The 17,611-nt window shown below is 63.4% G+C and carries 12 protein-coding genes; 5 read left to right on the top strand and 7 right to left on the bottom strand.

The genetic code is table 11. The features are described 5' to 3' along the window. Positions 1–46: 46 nt before the first annotated feature. On the top strand, positions 47–1,360 hold the full coding sequence (gene xylA, locus Spa11_RS10140) for a xylose isomerase (RefSeq protein WP_145111661.1): 1,314 nt from the start codon (positions 47–49) through the stop codon (positions 1,358–1,360). Positions 1,361–1,397: 37 nt separating this feature from the next. Here the strand turns inward: xylA and Spa11_RS10145 are convergent, their stop codons facing one another. The 5 genes from Spa11_RS10145 to Spa11_RS10165 all read right to left on the bottom strand — a co-directional run bounded on the left by Spa11_RS10145 (position 1,398) and on the right by Spa11_RS10165 (position 6,935). Beyond that, positions 1,398–1,949 carry a TspO/MBR family protein gene (locus tag Spa11_RS10145; protein WP_231933231.1) on the bottom strand — a complete coding sequence of 184 codons (552 nt, stop codon included), beginning with the start codon at positions 1,947–1,949 and terminating at the stop codon, positions 1,398–1,400. Between the two features lie 269 nt (positions 1,950–2,218). Beyond that, the gene (locus tag Spa11_RS10150; RefSeq protein ID WP_145111663.1) at positions 2,219–3,658 is read right to left on the bottom strand and encodes an MBL fold metallo-hydrolase; all 1,440 of its coding nucleotides are present in this window, start codon (positions 3,656–3,658) and stop codon (positions 2,219–2,221) included. 46 nt (positions 3,659–3,704) lie between these two features. After that, a complete protein-coding gene (locus Spa11_RS10155; protein WP_145111666.1) occupies positions 3,705–4,499 on the bottom strand; it encodes a sulfite exporter TauE/SafE family protein in 795 nt (264 codons plus the stop codon). 151 nt (positions 4,500–4,650) lie between these two features. Next, complete coding sequence (locus Spa11_RS10160) at positions 4,651–4,944, bottom strand: ArsR/SmtB family transcription factor (RefSeq protein WP_231933232.1); 294 nt, start codon at positions 4,942–4,944, stop codon at positions 4,651–4,653. A gap of 455 nt (positions 4,945–5,399) precedes the next feature. Continuing rightward, positions 5,400–6,935 carry an alpha-N-arabinofuranosidase gene (locus tag Spa11_RS10165; RefSeq protein ID WP_145111672.1) on the bottom strand — a complete coding sequence of 512 codons (1,536 nt, stop codon included), beginning with the start codon at positions 6,933–6,935 and terminating at the stop codon, positions 5,400–5,402. A gap of 633 nt (positions 6,936–7,568) precedes the next feature. Here Spa11_RS10165 and Spa11_RS10170 point away from each other — a divergent pair. The 4 genes from Spa11_RS10170 (at position 7,569) to Spa11_RS10185 (ending at position 14,702) form a co-directional block, all read left to right on the top strand. Then, positions 7,569–10,907, top strand: a complete 3,339-nt coding sequence (locus Spa11_RS10170; RefSeq protein ID WP_145111674.1) for a beta strand repeat-containing protein — start codon at positions 7,569–7,571, stop codon at positions 10,905–10,907. Positions 10,908–11,030: 123 nt separating this feature from the next. Further along, positions 11,031–11,756: a PEP-CTERM sorting domain-containing protein gene (locus tag Spa11_RS10175; RefSeq protein ID WP_231933233.1), complete on the top strand. Its 726-nt coding sequence runs from the start codon at positions 11,031–11,033 to the stop codon at positions 11,754–11,756. Positions 11,757–11,851: 95 nt separating this feature from the next. Beyond that, a complete protein-coding gene (locus Spa11_RS10180) occupies positions 11,852–13,156 on the top strand; it encodes a glycoside hydrolase family 28 protein (RefSeq protein WP_145111681.1) in 1,305 nt (434 codons plus the stop codon). Continuing rightward, a complete protein-coding gene (locus tag Spa11_RS10185) occupies positions 13,149–14,702 on the top strand; it encodes a right-handed parallel beta-helix repeat-containing protein (protein ID WP_197529884.1) in 1,554 nt (517 codons plus the stop codon). The genes Spa11_RS10180 and Spa11_RS10185 overlap by 8 nt, the downstream gene beginning before the upstream one ends. A 717-nt stretch (positions 14,703–15,419) precedes the next feature. On the opposite strand, the gene Spa11_RS10190 is transcribed toward Spa11_RS10185, so the two are convergent. Next, entirely contained in the window at positions 15,420–16,226 is an 807-nt protein-coding gene (locus Spa11_RS10190; RefSeq protein WP_145111685.1) for a rhamnogalacturonan acetylesterase, read from the bottom strand. Positions 16,227–16,333: 107 nt separating this feature from the next. Beyond that, positions 16,334–17,425 carry a DUF1559 family PulG-like putative transporter gene (locus Spa11_RS10195; protein WP_197529885.1) on the bottom strand — a complete coding sequence of 364 codons (1,092 nt, stop codon included), beginning with the start codon at positions 17,423–17,425 and terminating at the stop codon, positions 16,334–16,336. Positions 17,426–17,611: the final 186 nt, after the last annotated feature.

Genomic DNA, 17,611 nt, shown 5'->3' on the forward strand with positions numbered 1-17,611 from the left:
TTCAACTCCTTCACCTATCCTTGTAAGAGTCCTACACAACACCTCCATGCCCGCGTTCCCCGAAGTCGCGTCGTCGATCCCCTACGAAGGCCCCACGAGCCGCAACCCGCTGGCATTCAAGCACTACGACGCCGAAGCGGTGATCGAGGGCAAGCCGATGCGGGACCACCTGCGGTTCAGCGTCGTCTACTGGCACACGTTCCGCGGCGCCGGCAGCGACCCTTTCGGCCCCGGCACGATGGTGCGGCCGTGGGAGGACGGCACCGACAGCGTCGAGAACGCCAAGAACCGCGTGCGGGTCGCGTTCGAGTTCATTACGAAACTCGGCGCGCCGTACTACGCGTTCCACGACCGCGACGTGGCGCCCGAGGGGAAGACGCTCGCTGAGAGTCATAAGAACCTCGACGCGGTCGTTGCCGTGCTCAAGGAAGAGCAAGAGCGCACCGGCGTGAAGCTGTTGTGGGGCACCGCGAACTTGTTCAGCAACCCGCGTTACATGCACGGCGCGGCGACGAGCTGCAACGCCGAGGTCTTCGCGTACGGCGCGGCGCAGGTGAAGAAGGCGATCGAGGTGACGCACGAGCTCGGCGGCGAGGGCTACACGTTCTGGGGCGGCCGCGAGGGCTACCAGTGTTTGTGGAACACCGACATGAAGCGCGAGCAAGAACACCTCGCGCGGTTTCTGCATTTGGCGGTCGATCACGCCAAGTCTATCGGTTTCACTAAGCCGTTCTATATCGAGCCGAAGCCGAAGGAACCGACCAAGCACCAGTACGACTCGGACGCCGCCGCGTGCCTCAATTTCTTGCGACAGTACGACCTGTTGCCGTACTTCAAGCTCAACCTCGAAACGAACCACGCCACGCTTGCCGGGCACACGATGCAGCACGAGCTGGAGGTCGCCGGAGCGGCGGGCGCGCTCGGCTCGATCGACGCCAACACGGGCGACCTCTTGCTCGGTTGGGACACGGACCAGTTCCCCACCGACATCTACGTGACGACGCAGTGCATGCATTCGATCCTCAAGTGGGGCGGGCTCACGACCGGCGGCGTCAACTTCGACGCCAAGGTCCGCCGCGAAAGCTTCGAGCCGATCGACCTGTTCTACGCCCACATCGGCGGCATGGACGCCTTCGCGCGCGGCCTCAAGATCGCCGCGGCGATGCGCGCCGATGGGCGGATCGAAGGAATGGTCCGCGACCGCTACACGAGTTGGGACAGCGGCCTGGGGGCCGAAATCGAGGCCGGCAAGCACTCGCTGGCTTCGCTCGAAGAGCTGATGCTAAAGAAGGGCGAAGCGGCGCCGAACGCCAGCGGGCGGCAGGAGTTGTTTGAGAATGTGATTAACGAGTACCTCTAGCAGGGTTACGAACCCGACGACGACGCAGGCGAAGAGCTCACGGATTAAGTCGCCAGATTGCGAAGTTCAGATACGCCGCAAACGTCACCCACGCCAAGTACGGCGTCATCAACAGGGCGGCGCCGTGCGAGTGCTTCCAGAACTGCCAAGTGGTGGCCGCGATTGCGAGCCACAGTAAGGTAATCTCTGCGAATGCCCCTCCAGGCATTCGCAGTAAGAAGAAGACGCCAGACCAAGCGACGTTCAACGAGAGTTGCACAACGAACAGCGATAGCGGTCGTATCCCCGCTTGCCAACCGCTGCGACGCCATACCAACCACGCCGCGATTGCCATCAGCGTGTAGAGCGCCGACCAGACGGGCCCAAAGACCCAGTCAGGCGGCGATATTGGCGGTTTGCGAAGTGTTTGGTACCAGCCGCCGACCGACGAGGCCGTCAGCATCCCGCCGACGGCCGCGGCCGAGAAGCAGAGCAGGAGGAATCCCGCAAGTGCTGCGACCTGTCGCAACCACGACGGCATTGAGTGCTTCTCGCTCTGCGCGGCGGCGGGCGAGCTTCGATCGTCAGTAGCGCTTGGTTGGTCTTTCATGTCGCTTTTCGACGAACGCCAAGTTGCCATCGTCGAGTTGCCGAATTGTAGCGGGAGATTCTTCTGAGAGTGTCGTTCGGCAAAGCAGCCTTTGCCGTTGGTGGCGAGCTCTCTAAACGACGGTGGCAGTCGTCCGTCGTGTACAGCCTTGCCCGTATCGTTTCACGCTACCTGATGCGATCGACCAGTGCCCTCTAGCTTGGATGATCGGACAGCCCGTTTGATTGTGATCGGTGCGCTGGTCGCGGTATCCTTGTCATGCGATAGGGTCAAGTCGATGGGCAAGCGTCTCCATGGCAAGAGGTAGAAGCCGTCTGGGTCGGAAGGCCGGCCCTATTCCAAGCGTTGTAGCCGCCCGCAAGATTGATCACATCCAAGCCCGCGTTGACGAGCAGGCTTGCGGCAACGGAAGAGCGCATGCCGCTTTGGCATTGGGTCACGACCGGCTTGTTTCGATCGATTTGGTCAAGACTCGCCGGCAATTCGCCAAGGAAAAGGTGCTGAGCTTGAGGGATGTGCCCTGCGTTCCACTCGCCAATTGAACGAACGTCGATCAAGTTAACTTTTTCAGATGCGATTCGATCGGACAATTCCTCGGGCGTTGCGTTCGGATAGGTGCTGAGTAGTTTTCCGGCGTCTCTGAGGTCTTCGTGTAAGAAAAGGCCGTCCACCGCATCGATTCCGATCTTGTTGAGCACCCGTAGGGCCTCCTCGACTTGACCAGCTTGGGCGACGAGGTAGACGGGCTTGTTGTACTCTAGCAGCCACCCTGCCCAAGTTGCGAGCATGCCGGCAGGGATGTTCAGAGCGCCCTTGGCGTGGCCCGCAGCGAACTCCGCTGGAATCGACAGATCGATGACCTGACCCTGTGCGATGGCGTTGTCGAACGCGACCGCGTTCAATGGCGTGAGTGGCGTTTGCTCACCGAGGACTGCCGGCCCCTCTTTGTTGATTCGCTTCATGACGGCGAAGTACTTAGGCGATTCGGGCTGATCAGCGAGGATGTATCGCACAAACTCCTTCTCGTCCTTGTACTGAAGCGCCGGATTGAAGAGTTTCTCGTAGCCGACGGTTGAAGAGGGGATCGCCCCGAGTCCTTTGCCGCAGGCGCTACCAGCTCCGTGCGCGGGCCAAACCTGGAGGTAGTCGGGCAGTTCATGGAATCGCTCGACGGATCGATAGAGCTCCCGTGCACCGATCTCGGCCGTCCCGGCGAAGCCGGCGGCCTTTTCTAAGAGGTCAGGACGACCGATCGAGCCAACGAAGATAAAGTCCCCGGTGAAGATCCCCATCGGCTTATCGGCGCCTCCGCCGTGGTCGGTTAGGACGAAGGAGATGCTCTCCGGGGTGTGCCCGGGCGTGTGCAGCACTTCGAACTGGATCTTGCCGAGCTGAAACTTGTCGCCGTCCTTGCACAACTGGTGATCGTAGGGCGAGAGGTACTGGTACTTCCAATCAGCGGGCCCTTCATCGGATACGTAGAGCTTCGCGCCGACTCGCTCGGCTAGCTCACGAGCGCCCGAGACATAGTCGGCATGGATGTGAGTCTCGGCAACGGCGACAATCTCCATCCCCTCTCGCTTGGCGGCGTCGAGGTAGGGACCAATATCGCGACCGGGATCGACGATGAGCGCCTGCTTGGCTTGCTGGCAACCAACCAAGTAAGAGGCGTGAGCGAGCGCGCGGTCGTAGAAATATCGGAGTAACATGGCGAGCACCTGCAGAACGAAAGTTGAATGACCGGATAGGCCACGATTAGGCGAATGACTTAACGACGATGAAGGCAGCGACCAAAACCATTGCAGCAGAGAAGGTCCGCTGAAGCGTCGGGCCCGAAAGCTTTGACGATAGCCGAACGCCCAGTTGCATGCCGACGAGACCCCCCAGAGCGAAGAATCCCGTGAGGACCCAGGAAAGGGCGCCTCCGTTCGCGACGTAGGCCGTCACGCCGGATGCGCTGACGAGGAAGATCACTAGCAGCGAGGTGGCCACCGCCGTATGAATCGCTAGGCCTCCAAAGAGCACCAACGCCGGCACGATCACAAACCCGCCCCCGACACCGAACAGCCCGGAGAGAACGCCTGTGGTGGTCCCAAGGGCCAAGAGCAAGGCGACGCATCGCCCACCGAGCTTTGGATGCCCCGCCGCGTCACGCTGGCAGACGAAGCCCGCGGCATCAGCGGCGCTCCCCTGACTTCGCGACGCACGCCACATCCGTGCGGCGACTATCAACATCAGGCCGCTAAATAGCAGGAGCAGGGCGGCTTCGGGCAGCAACTTCGAGAGTTGCGAACCTAAAGGCGCCCCAATCATTCCCGCGACGGCGAATATCAATCCCGTGCGAGCGTCGATTTCGCCACGGAAGTACCTCGCTGTGGCGCCTACCAGCGCGGTCAGCCCGACGGCGGCAAGTGACACCCCAACCGCTTCGCGAGCTGGGATTCCCATTCCGTAAACCAGCAGCGGAACCGCGAAGACGCCGCCTCCACCGCCGGTTAGCCCCAGCGCGAACCCGATGGCGACGCCGCCGGCGATGGCAATGCCAACCACTCGATGCCTCTGGGCTAGGGACTGAGGATTATCGTTAAACCGCTTGCGACCCAAGGCTGCGTGCGTGCAGGCGGTCTTGGGGTACGCTCCGCCAGTTCTTGTGAGTCGATATGTCTCGACAAGTCGATGCGTTTATCGCAATGAAGCCCGCTTACGTTTGAAAGCGCGCCTCGATGCAGTCAAGCAATCGGCCGAGATGCGGTTCCGCCACCCGGTAGTACACGCGGCGGCCCTCCCGGTCGCTCGCAAAGATGCCGCACCGCTGCATCAGCCGGAGGTGCTCCGATGCGACGTTCTCGGCCACGCCGCAGTCCGCGGCAATTTCGCCGACGGTGTACCGGTCGTGAAGCAACAGTTGTGCAATGCGAAGGCGAACGGGATGCGCCAGCGTCCGTAGACACTCCGCGGCTTGTCCAAGCGCCTCCAAGTCGAAAGCCTTGAGCACACGCCTTCGGCTCCCGATTTCGACGGATTTGTTCCTTGTGGAATTGGTATCTGGCATAAGGACTCTGAGGGAAGCCGACCGTTGCGACAGCCCGTCTCGACTATCGGACATCGCAAGACGTCATAATATCGATACGTCACGAGGTGTCAATCGGTTTGCGACGCCTCACCGGTCCCAGCCGAAGTTGATTTCCGTCCCCGCTGCTTCAGAAAAATGCGGGCAGTGGAGCCTCGCCTGCGGCGCGATCGATCAGCCCCACAGGCGGCGGAGGGGGTCGTGGCGCCGGCTGCGCCCGCGCAAACCTGCGTAGAGGAGCCCTTGGTAAATCTCGTCGGCGCCTCTTCTCCTGCCTCATCCCATCGTTTGAAGCCAACAGCCGTCAGTAGCGGTCAGGCTCAGGCTTCGACCGAGAGCGCGCTCGAAGGTAAGCGAGCAACCGGCGCAGCTATCCGGAATCAATCCAGGCGAAGGGCGATCACCACGATTGATCGCGGAGGCATATCCACTTTGACATCGCCATCGACGATTCGGGCGCCATCGAATGCTTTAGGCTGAAGACGCCCTGGCTCGTCGAACGTGTTGTGGGCGTCGAGCTCCTCGGCGTTGAGGACCTTGCTGGTGACTTCCTTTGCCGTGGCGCCGTCGAGGTCGAAGGAGACGCTCACCGCTTCACGGGCGTGGGTGTTCACGATCGAGACGTCGATGACGCCCGCCTCCTTGGTCGAGGCCGAGACGCTGATCGCGGGGATCTTCTGATCTCGATACTTGTAATCGACAGCGCCGACATCGACCGGCAGACGCTTGGCGTCGTGATGGACCTTGAAGAGGTCGAGCACGTGATAGGTGGGCGTTAGCGCCATCTTCGGCCCGTCGGTGAGGATGAGCGCCTGGAGGACGTTCACCGTCTGCGCCAGATTGGCCATCACGACACGCTCGTTGTTCTCGTGGAAGATGTGCAGTGTCAGGCCCGCGACGAGCGCGTCACGCAGCGTGTTTTGCTGGTAGAGGGCGTAGCCCGGCGTGCCGGGTTCGCCACGGTACCAAGTTCCCCACTCGTCGACGATCAAGCCGATACGCTTGTCGGGGTCGACCGGGTCCATCGCGTCCTCGGCCTCGTGAATGGCGCGGCGCATTTGCAACGAGTCCCGGAGGATGCTGAACCAAGCCTCCTCGTCGAAGCCGGTCGCGGGCCGCTTGTCGCTCCAGGGCGCGGCGAGGGTGTAGTAGTGCAGCGAGTAGCCTTGCATTTGGCGGTGGGCCCGCTGCATCACCACTTGGTTCCAGTTCTTGTCGAAGCCGCTCGGCCCGCAAGCGACGCGGTAGAGCTCGTTGCCGCTGAAGTCGCGGCAGAACATCGCGTAGCGGCGGTAGAGGTCGGCGTAGTACTCGGGCCGCATATCGCCGCCGCAGCCCCAGTTCTCGTTGCCGACGCCCAGGTACTTGAGCTTCCAAGGCTTTTCGCGGCCATGGCTGCGGCGCAGGTTGGCGAGTTCGCTGTCGCCGTCGTAGGTGATGTACTCGACCCAGTCGCGCAGCTCTTGAGGCGTGCCGCTGCCGACGTTGCCGGCGAGGTACGGCTCGGCGCCGAGCTCTTCGCAGAGGTTGAGGAACTCATGGGTGCCGAAGGCATTGGTCTCGACCTCTTGGCCCCAATGGATGTTGATCCGCTTGGGGCGTTCTTCCACGGGGCCGATGCCGTCACGCCAATGATAGTCGTCAGCGAAGCAACCGCCGGGCCAGCGTAGGTTGGGGATTTTGATCGCCTTGAGCGCGTCGATGATGTCGGTCCGCACGCCGTTCTTGTTCGGGATGTCGGAGTCCTCGCCGACCCAGATGCCGTCGTAGACGCAGCGGCCGAGGTGCTCGGCGAAGTGGCCGTAGAGGTGGCGGCTGATCTTCCCGCCGTCCTCGGTGGCGTGAATCGTGCAGGCGACTTGTTCGCCGCGAGCGATCCCGGCGACAAACAGAAGCAGAGTTAGAAGGCTACGCATCGATGCTTGCATGGCGCGGGGGTGACAGAGACGTCGGATGACAGTTGGCGTGCAGGAAGAGCAGACGCGAAGAGGGCAGTGTCGCAGCGGGCGCGCTTTCGCCCGGCGAGACCGTTGCGACCTTATGGAGGTTAGTCCACCCCTTATCTCCGTGCAACGCTCGGCCAGGGCACGGGAGGCGAGGCCGTGAGCAAGGGATTCGAGATAGTCTCGTACGACGGTCTGCAAAGGTGAGTGCGAGTTGCTTGCCAATCAGATTGAGGCATTTAGATCGCTTCCTTGATGGCCGTAAAAAAACCTAAACTCGCCCCGTGACGGCGTCGGTGAGTGGCGTGGTCAACGCTCCGGATGATCGCAAAAGCAGAGCCGAATCCCGCAAACAATGTTCTGGCTGTTGCACCGAGGGGGCGTGGCGATACTCTGAAATGTCGGTGGGACCAGGCGCCTCAGCGGTCCGTGCGGCAAGACGTTGAACTGCGTCCCGCTGCGGCTATGCTCCACCGGCCTTATCTGACGTTCACTCCTCCGATCTTTTCACCCAGCCTTACGGCAAGCGTCTCCAGTACTGGCGTCGCCAGTTCGAGCGAGTGCGTATAGAAGCTTGCCCGCGGCGAGTCGATCGAGCTTCGCCCCATGGAAAAGATGATTGGCAACCTCCGGAATGGATTTTTTTTAGGCACGAGTCTGGCGTCGCTGGCCCTGATGGCGACAGCGGCGACCGCACAGACGAACGGAACCTGGGCCGCGCCGACGAGTGGAGATTACAACGACAGCGGTAATTGGGTCGGTGGCGTTATCGCCAATGGTTCGGGCGCCACGGCTGACTTCAGCCAGATCGACCTGAACGGTGATATCTCGGTGAACATCGGATCGAACCGGACCCTCACCAACCTAGTATTCGGCGATACGAATCTCGCCACGGGAGGCACGGTCGAGGTCTCCTCGACTTCGAGCCCGATCTCGACCGTCACGCTTGCGGGCGCCGCTCCGACAATTACCGTCAACGCGCTTACGCCGACGGCCTTTGATGACGTGTTCTTCGCGCCGTACCTCGCCGGCGCCAACGGCTTCACGAAGCAGGGCGCCGGCGTCTTGACGCTCGGCGGCGTCGCCGACGCCGCGCAGCTCGCCGGCAACAGCCTCAAGGGCGTCGTCAACGTGGCGGGCGGCACACTACGGATCGCCACCGGCTTCAGCTACTACGACTTCACGAACCTAGTGAACCCTCAGGCACAGTCGATCGGCTCGATCAACTTGCAGAACGGAACCACTCTCGACCTGCAACAAAACATCGGCTTCGACAACGTCACCGTCCCGGCCGGCGCCAACGTCACCGTCCAAGGCAGCGCCGGCTCCTTTGTCAATAACCTGACTTCAACGGCGGGATCGGGTTCAACCCTCAACGTCGTTGTCTCCGAGACGACCGATGTGCTCGGCTCACAGTTCTCGGCCCACGGCAATTGGTCGGGGTTCGACACCGTGAATGTCTCGGGTGTCTCCTCGCCGGGAGACCCACTGAGCCTGTTTCGCTTGCGCCCGAACGGTGGTGGCTTCAATGGCGCCAGCTTCGAAAACTCGGTGCTGAATCTCGATAATGCGGTGCTTTTCGTCCGGACGAACTCGGGTGGCAACACGATCCCCATCGCCGAGCTGCACGGCACGAGCACCGCAGAGATCGCCGGCGGGTCGAACCCCGGCGGCGTTGCCCGCTACCAGATCGGTGGCAACAACCTCGACTCGACCTTTGCCGGCAGGATCACCGCGAACATCGCCTCGGGCACTGGCAACGGCGGCCTCGACCTCATCAAGGTCGGGACGGGCACTCTGACCCTGTCGGGCGAGCTGAGCTACTCGCCGGTCAACACAGCCGACGGGGGCCAAGCCGGCAACGCCGACCGCCGGGGGGGCGTCACATCGATCAACGCCGGGACCTTGGCGCTAGCGGGCGCCGCCTCGTTGCCTGCCGGCCGTGACGACACGGGCGCGTTGGGACTTCTTTACTCAACGGTCGATATCCGCCCGGGCGCGACGCTGGACGTCTCGGCTTCGCCGGGCTACTCGACGGCGCCGCTGCAGCAGATCATCGGCGGCGGCACGGTTGTCGGCGCCTTCAACCACGACGAGGGCCGCCTCGCCCCCGGCGACGACAACGCCGGCAATTCAGCGAACCTCGTCCGCACCGCGGGCACGCTGACCTTCGCCGACTCGCTGACTTTCAATGGTGGCGAGGTCCTCTTCGACGTCGCCGCGACGCCCGGCGCCGGCAACGACCTGATCCAGGTCAACGGCGCCACCAACCTGGCCGGCGGTGGTTTGATCACGCCGAACTTCCTTGGTGGAACGGTCCCGACCTCCGGTCAGTACACCATTCTGAACTCGGCCGGCGGCTTCACCGGATCGACGGCAAGCTGGTCGGTCGCATGGCCGGGCCGGTCGGGCTCGTTGCCTGTCAGCATCTCCGGCAACGACCTTGTCTTCAATGCGACGGTTACCAGTGGCGACTCAGTTGTTTGGAAGGGAACCGTCAGCGGCGACTGGGACGTGCAGACGACGCAGAACTTCTTTAACAACGACAGCGCGTCGAACGACGTCTTCTTCAACGGTGATAGCGTCCGCTTCGACAACACGGCCAGCAACTTCACCGTCAACCTTCCGCAAGACGTTCTGCCCACCGAGGTCGTGGTCGATTCAACGACCGACTACACGATCGGCGGGACGGGCCGGATCTCTGGCTTCTCGACGCTTACCAAACGCGGCAGCAGCACGTTGACGCTCACTCGAGACAACAACTACACCGGCGCCACGGTCATCGAGGGCGGCACGGTCGATATCGGCGCCAACCCCGGCGCGCTGGGTTCGGGACCGCTGACAATGTCGGGCGCCACGATCCGCGCTTCGAACACGATCACCGGTGGCATGGCCAACTCGGTGATGAACCTCACGGCGAGCACGTCGAATACGATCGTCGCCAACGGCGAGCCGACGAACACAGCCACCAATCCGATCTCGCTCCCCAACGCCGCGGGTTCTGGGGACCTACTCGTCACGACCGAAGTCGAAGGACGTCTGGTTGACTTGGGCGCCGTCAACGACCAGTTCACCGGCAATCTGACGATCGCCCCCAGCGGCGCCGCAACGACAATGGGCGCGCGGTTCTCCGGGGGCGCTGGCGCAGGCATTCCTAACGGTGTGCTAACCCTCGGCGCCGGCGCGACGGTCAGCCTGCGGCAGAACGCCGTCTCGACCGTTGATGTCGGCGAGTTGAACGGCGACGCCGGCTCGGGCCTCTCGGGATTCGCCGGCGGCGGCACGGCGACGGAGAAGACCTGGCGGATCGGTAACCTCGGCACGTCCTCTGAGTTCGCTGGTTCGATCTTCGAGGGTGGCACGACGACCAATTTCACGAAGGTCGGCGCCGGCACGCTCACCCTGACCGGAGCGGCGGGCAACACCTACACGGGTGACACCTCGGTCCTCGGCGGCACGCTTAGCACCAATGCGGCGACGCTCTCCGATATCGGTGACGTGTTCTTGGAGACGGGGGCGACGCTGGACCTCGACTTCGCGGGCACGGACGACATCGACTCGCTGTTCATCGACGGCGTTTCCCAGGTGCTTGGCACCTGGGGCGCTATCGGATCGGGCGCGGCGAATCAGACTTCACTGATCACGGGCTCCGGCCTGCTCAATGTCTTGACGTTCGAGCCGTTCGTCCTCGCCGGCGATTACAACAACGACGGCCTGGTGAACGCCGCCGACTACACCGTCTGGCGTGACGGCGGGCCGTTGCAGAACGAGACCGCCTCGCCAGGCGTCGTCGATGCGGCGGACTACACGGCGTGGGCCAACAACTACGGCGCTGCAGCGCCCGCGGTGTCCACTGCGGCAGCGGTCCCCGAGCCCGCCGCAGGAATCGCCGCCGGCGTTCTTGTCCTGGCCGGCCTGTCGGTTCGCCGTCGAGTTGCTTGCTGAATCTTCTTGATTTCTCCTCTAGTGATCCCGAGGTAAGACCCAATGAGACGGCGCCTAACGCGAAGCATGCTTGGCTTGGCCATGCTTGCAGCTACCGTGAGCGGAGGCTCAATCCAAGCCGCGATGTTCGTGACCACCGCCGACGGCAACGGCGCGGATACGGCATTGCAGAACGATTCCCAGAGCGGCGGCACCAGCACCGTTGTTGCCGGCGGTTTCGGTAACGTTCCCTTCCGGCGATCGGATGACTCTCGCCAGAAGATGCTGCTGGTGCGATTCGACATCTCGACGCTCGACAGCTCATCGTTCGCCGATGCGGTTCTGCGTTTCGATTACAATCACAACCGTCTCCGGACGATGCGTGTTTATGCATTGGCTGAAGACTTCGACAATTGGGACGAATCGACCACCAGTTACTCCAACGCCCCCGGCATTCTCCAGCCGGACCAGGGCGGATCGGCATACGACTCGGCTGGCAACAACTTCCTTGACGCCACCGAGTTGTTCTTTCCCGGCGCCCCGACTCCGGAGCGACCCAACCCGTTCCAGATTGGTACGATCCAACTCGAAGACACCCGGGGCCTGCCCGGTGGTCGCGGCGTGCTGATCTCGAACCCGGCTGCGCTGGACCTCGAACCAGTCCTGTCGGCTGACACCAATGGCTTGGTGTCCTTCCTCCTGTTCCAAGACGGCTCTGATACGTCGCAGACGGGCGACATCGCCACCAAGGAGAATGCCGCGTTACTTGAGCCAATGCTCGGCGTGCTGCCGCAAACATTAATCCCCGAGCCGACAACGGCGCTGCTGGCCGCAATCGGATTGTTCGGCCTCGGCGTTCGTCGTCGCTAGAGCCAATCGGGCCAGGATTGATCTTCGGGGGCGGTGAGCGATCACCGCCCCCTCTTTGTTTTGCGTTGCACCTGGGGTGATTCATGTTGGAGACGATGCGACTCTTGCTGCTCGGCCTCAGCCTCTCTGCCGTGAGCCTAACCGCCGACGCGAAGGACTTCTCGCTCGTCGAGCACGGCGTCACGGCCAATAGCGACGACGTGCAAACGGCGGCGATCCAGGCCGTCATCGACAAGGCGGCGGAGCAGGGGGGCGGCCGGGTCGTCGTCCCCCGTGGCGTCTTTCGCAGCGGCGCCTTGTGGCTGCGGGCCGGCGTGGACCTGCACCTCGCCGAGGGCGCCGTGCTGCGTGGCTCGGGCGACATCTCCGACTTCCCGACGTGCCAGACGCGCATCGAGGGAAAGGTCCAGCCCTGGCGCCCGGCACTGGTGAACGCGAAGTCGCTCAACAGTGTCCGCGTCACGGGACCCGGCGTGCTCGACGGCGCCGGCAAGCCCTATTGGGCCGCCTTCTGGAAGCGCCGTGCCGAGAACCCCAAGTGCACCAACCTCGAAGTCGAGCGGCCGCGACTGATGTACTTCGACGGTTGCGACGGCGTCGACGTGCGCGACGTGACGCTCAAGGACTCGGGCTTCTGGAACCTGCACGTCTACCGCTGCAAGGGCGTCGTGCTCGAAGGCGTCACGATCACCGCGCCGCACGGCGACCCGCCGAAGATCACCGGCGACGCGCAGCCGTGGGACGAGGTCTCGATCGATCGCGCGCCGAGTTCTGACGGCATTGATGTCGACAGCTGCCAGGACGTCGTGATCCGTCGCTGCACGATTTCGGTCGGCGACGACTGCATCGCCCTGAAGGGGACCAAGGGGCCGCTGGCGATGGAGGACGCTTCGAGTCCGCCGGTCGAGAATGTCGTCGTTGAGGACTGCGACTTTCAGAGCGGCCACGGCGTGCTGACCTGCGGCAGCGAGGCGACGATCGTCCGCAACGTCGTCGTCCGCGACTGCCGCGTCGGGCCGGCGATACCGCTGGTGCGGCTCAAGCTGCGCCCGGACACGCCGCAGTTGTATGAGAACCTCGTGTTCGAGCGGATCACCCTCGACGGCGCGCAGGCGATCTTCGACGTCAAGCCCTGGACGCAGTTCTTCGACCTCCAGGGCGCCGAGCCGCCCAAGTCGGTGGTCCGCGACGTCGTCGTCCGTGGCCTGCGCGGCACGGTGCGGTCGCTCGGCGAGCTGCGCGGCAACGAGGGGGACGAGATCAAGAACGTCACGCTTGAGGACATCGAGGTCGAGGCGCGCGGCAGCCGCCTCCGTGTTGGCGATGTCGAAGGACTTGTCTTCAAGGACGTGGTCGTCAACGGCGTCCCCTACGAAGCGGAAGGCGCCGAGCATGAGTGAGCGTGCAGTGACGCCCAGCGGGAAGGCAAGACACGTCCTTGGCGTGCGAGGCGTCGCTGTTGCGTTGGTGCTGGCGTCGATGATCACTGCGGCGCGCTCGGCGGAGTGGTACGTCTCTCCCGCGGGGAGCGACAGCAACACGGGCGCGATCGATTCGCCCTTTGCGTCGATCGCCCGCGGCCAGCAGGCGGCGTCGCCCGGCGACACGGTCTGGCTCCGCGGCGGCGAGTACCGTTACTCCGGCACGACCGGCAGCGCCAACGCGGTGCTCTTCAACAAGAGCGGCGCCGCCGGCGCGCCGATCCGGTATTTCGCCTACCCGGGCGAGACGCCGGCGTTCGACTTCTTCGATTACCAGCCCGTCCAGCGCATCCGCGGCTTCAGCGTGCAGGCCGACTGGCTTCACTTCCGCGGCATCGAGATTCGCGGCGTGCAGCAGGTGATCACCAACGTGAACGAGTCGTGGGCGATCCGCGTCGAGAACCGCGCGGACAACAACGTCTTCGAGCGGCTCAACCTGCACCACAACGAGGGCCCGGGGCTGTTCATCGCCGACGGCGGCAACAACCTCGTGATCAATAGCGACTCCCACAACAACTACGACCCCGACCGCGGCGGCGAGAACGCCGACGGCTTCGGCAGCCACTCGAACGACCCCGGCAACCGCTTCGTCGGCAACCGCGCCTGGAACAACAGCGACGACGGCTTTGACTTCATCAACTCGCCCGCCCCGGTGACGCTCGAGGACTCGTGGTCGTGGCGCAACGGTTACATCCCGGGGACGCTCACGCCGGCGGGCAACGGCGCCGGCGTCAAGGCGGGCGGATTCGGCCTCAACTCGGACACCTTCCCCGCGCCCGACAGCGTCCCGCGCAACCTCATTGAGGGGAACCTCTCGTTCAACAACCGCGCGCAGGGCTTCTACGCCAACCACCACCCGGGCGCGATCGAGTGGATCGGCAACACGGCGTTCGGTAACCCGCGCGGCTTCGACCTTCTGAACGACGTCGAGCCCGAGACTTGGCCCGCCGAGCACTACCTGCGGAACAACGTCTCGTACGGCAACAACCAGAATCTGATGAACGCCAACGGGACGCTGATCGACGACGAGAACAACACCTGGAACCTACGCGCGGTCACGGCGGACGATTTTCTCAGCACGACGCCCAGCGGGGTGGACTCCCCTCGGCGGGCGGACGGATCGCTGCCGGTGATCGACTTCATGCGGCTGGCGCCGGGGAGCAATCTGATCGACGCCGGCGCCGCGCTGGGCCGGCCGTTCAACGGACTGGCGCCCGATCTGGGGGCGTTCGAGTCGGGCTTCGCCGGCGACTTCAACGCCGACGGCAGGGTAGACGCCGCCGACTACACGTTCTGGCGCGACCGGCTCGGCCCGGTCTACTCGGCGACGGACTACGCCGTCTGGGTCGCGAACTACGGCACGCTGCAAGCGTCGATCCCAGCGGCGGCGGTCCCCGAGCCGGCGTTCGGGGCGGCGATCCCGCTGCTGGCCATCGTCTGCCGCTGCGGACGGCCGATCCGCTAGGCCTAGCGCCAGATCGCCGAGGATGGCCCCTACGGGCCGCTTTGGGGCCAGGTGGACAAATGTATCGACCAAGGCCTGCGATCGAAATGCAAGCCATTAAACGGGGTCGCCCTCCGCTGGCGGCGCCGGTGAGAGAACGTCGGAGCCGTCGGCGCAATCTACCAGTTGGTTATTAGAGCGTGCTTGACTTGGCCGTAGCGTTTCTAGCCTCGCTCTGATCCACGGAGCAACGTGGGGACGTCTCGCGCAGAGACGCAGAGACGCAGAGTTGGATGCTTACAAGACTCACGCCAAGGCGCTAAGTCGTAAAGAACAAGTTGCTGTGCGATCGTTGGCGTCTGCGCTCATTTCTCGACGACTTTGTCTTTGCGCCTTGGCGGCTTGGCGTGAGTCTTCGCTGCCTACCCTCTGCGCCTCCGCGTCTCTGCGCGAGACGCTACGGCAAAATGAAGTACGCTATAGAAGTTCGTTTCCAAATTGGGCGGCTTTGGAATGAGGCTGGGATCAGAGATTTCACCACGACGGGCACGAAGGACACGACGTCCTGCTCGCCGGGGCTTCGTTAATTCAAGAGGCAATCCGTCGTGCTCTTTGTGCCCGTCGTGGTTCTCACTACTTACGCATCCGAATAACGCCAAGCACTCTAAATGGGAACGAATGTCTAACTCAGCACACTAGCGCCCACGGCTCAGACGCCGCGGTTATGCGAAGCCATCGCTAGGGCGCCGGGGCGGGTTGTTGTAGCGTGTCGGCAAGGTTGACGCCGGGGCAATTCCGCAGGCCTTCGACGACGCACTCGGCGTTCAGCTCGGCGCCGGCGCGGGTGGTGTGGGTGTGGTCGGCGGCGGTGAAGTAGTCGCGGGCGACGCTCCGGTGACCGGCCGCCTCGTAGCGCTTGGCGACGATCTCGTTGAGGTCGACGAAGGGGACGCCCCCTTGCTCGGCCGCTTCGCGGGCCCACTTGCCGTAGTCGCCCGACGCCCTGGCGACACGCCCGTCACGCCAGAGGTTACGCGGCACGGGGGAGAGGACGATCGGCCTGACGCCCTTCGCCTTGGCGTCGGCGATGTAGCGGCGCAGGTACCAGCCGTAGCTATGGACCGTCTCGGCGGCGCCGGTCTTCTCGACGACGCCCTCCTGGGTCTCGTCGCCATTACCCTTGAGCGAGGCCCGCGGCCGGTCGCCCTTGAACAGCTCGCCGCCGTCGTTGTGCCCGAACTGGATCAGCAGGTAATCGCCGGGCCGCAGCGCGTCGAGCGAGCGGTCCCAGAGCCCCTCGGTGAGGTAGGTGCGGCTGCTGCGACCGCCGAGGGCGCGGTTCTCGACGACGAGTTGCTCGGTGTCGAAGTGCGCCTGCAACGCTTGGCCCCACCCCCACAGCCCGCCGTCGCCGCTTCCCTGCCCGTTCTTGACGGTGGAGTCGCCGATGAGGACAAGCTTGGTGACCGCGTGCGAGACGCAAGGCGTTGCGACTGTGACGGCCAGAGCAACGGTGATCAACGAACGGGAAGCAAGTCTTCGCATCGGCAGTTACTGCTTGGTGAGGAGCATGAAGGAACACAAAGGCCCGCGGCGCCATGACGACGCCGCGGGCCCAATAAGATAACTAGGCGGCAATGATTGTGATCGGATCAGATTTCCTCGGCATTGCGGCTAGCCATCCCTCGGAGCAGCGCCGTGTCGATCGACTTCTCAACGAATCGCGCCGAACCATCGCACATGCCGAGGTTGGTGCCACCAGGGTGATTGCTCCCGAGACTCACATCGGTAATCGATGACATCGGACCACGAGTTACGGGGTCGACTAGCCCTCGTTCCTCAATGCCGTAACGAACATTCTTGGCGTTTTGGATATACCCATAAGAGTCCGATTGTTTGCCGGTGTTCGTGGTGCTTCCCACGATCCAGGGTTCAGCTGAGGGAGGATTCTGGCTTTCGTCTTTGGATTGACGGACATCGCTGTTGAACCACGAGAGTTCACCATACATCATCGTCTTGCTGGTGCCGTCTGTTACATCTCCGAAGTTGATGTTGCTAAGCGGGAAAATGACGCCGTTTCTTGACGTCCCTCCCGAATCGCCATCGCCGTAAGACGCCCCGGGAAGCGTATCCTTGCAGCCGATGTCTTTAGCCATATAGGTCGCTTCTGGTTCCGAGGTCCAGGTGGCGGTTCCGCCGCCACGCCCGCCGACAACCGGTCGGCACTTAGAGGGACGGGCGCCCATGATCCCGACGTAATGCGAGGTTAACTCACTAACACGGATGTCACCTCGGCTGCCGCCGCTTAATCCGTAGTCGCGGCCGTTGATCGAGGTGAGCTGGGGAACGCCACTCGGGCAGCGGAGGAATGAAAGCGGCATCTCCAGCACGGCCATTTGATCACGCCAGTGGGTGTTTTGATCGACAAGATTCAGCAGCGACTGCTCCTCCATATACGGCAGCAGCTTTGCTTGGCTGCTCAAGGAGCTAGGCGTATCGCCGTGCGGCGGCAGCTTGCCTTGAGCGTCCATGTAATTGTGCGAGGCGAGCAGGATCTGCCGGAGGCGGTTGATGCAGTCGTTCCGCCGGGCGGCTTCGCGCGCCGCCTGCACCGCGGGGAGCAGCAGCGCTACGAGGATGCCGATGATGGCGATCACCACCAACAACTCCACCAGCGTGAAGGCGCCCCGCGACCGGTCGGTCTTCGAGCGCGCAGCGACTAGCAACCAAGTGGATTGAAGCATCGATTGCTCTCCAGCCATCGACGGCGGGCTATAGGGGTCGAGCCATCCGACACACGCTGCGTAGGACGTCGGGACCGGGAAAAGAAGGACAACGAAAAGCGGCGACTCGGCGGTAGGGCCTCGTCGCGACCTGGATCGTAACACAGCCCCCCACGCCGCCGGAAAGCTCTGATGCCTGTCGGCGAA

Origin of the sequence: Botrimarina mediterranea, from assembly GCF_007753265.1 — a bacterium.
GTDB lineage: Bacteria > Planctomycetota > Planctomycetia > Pirellulales > Lacipirellulaceae > Botrimarina > Botrimarina mediterranea.

Bases quoted from the DNA above. Each gene is read 5' to 3' on its own strand.
- Spa11_RS10180 (WP_145111681.1), top strand. From the start codon at position 11,852: ATGCGACTCTTGCTGCTCGGCCTCAGCCTCTCTGCCGTGAGCCTAACC.
- Spa11_RS10195 (WP_197529885.1), bottom strand. From the start codon at position 17,425: ATGCTTCAATCCACTTGGTTGCTAGTCGCTGCGCGCTCGAAGACCGAC.
- Spa11_RS10145 (WP_231933231.1), bottom strand. From the start codon at position 1,949: ATGAAAGACCAACCAAGCGCTACTGACGATCGAAGCTCGCCCGCCGCC.
- Spa11_RS10150 (WP_145111663.1), bottom strand. From the start codon at position 3,658: ATGTTACTCCGATATTTCTACGACCGCGCGCTCGCTCACGCCTCTTAC.
- Spa11_RS10190 (WP_145111685.1), bottom strand. From the start codon at position 16,226: ATGCGAAGACTTGCTTCCCGTTCGTTGATCACCGTTGCTCTGGCCGTC.
- Spa11_RS10175 (WP_231933233.1), top strand. From the start codon at position 11,031: ATGTTCGTGACCACCGCCGACGGCAACGGCGCGGATACGGCATTGCAG.
- Spa11_RS10165 (WP_145111672.1), bottom strand. From the start codon at position 6,935: ATGCGTAGCCTTCTAACTCTGCTTCTGTTTGTCGCCGGGATCGCTCGC.
- Spa11_RS10170 (WP_145111674.1), top strand. From the start codon at position 7,569: ATGGAAAAGATGATTGGCAACCTCCGGAATGGATTTTTTTTAGGCACG.
- xylA (WP_145111661.1), top strand. From the start codon at position 47: ATGCCCGCGTTCCCCGAAGTCGCGTCGTCGATCCCCTACGAAGGCCCC.
- Spa11_RS10185 (WP_197529884.1), top strand. From the start codon at position 13,149: ATGAGTGAGCGTGCAGTGACGCCCAGCGGGAAGGCAAGACACGTCCTT.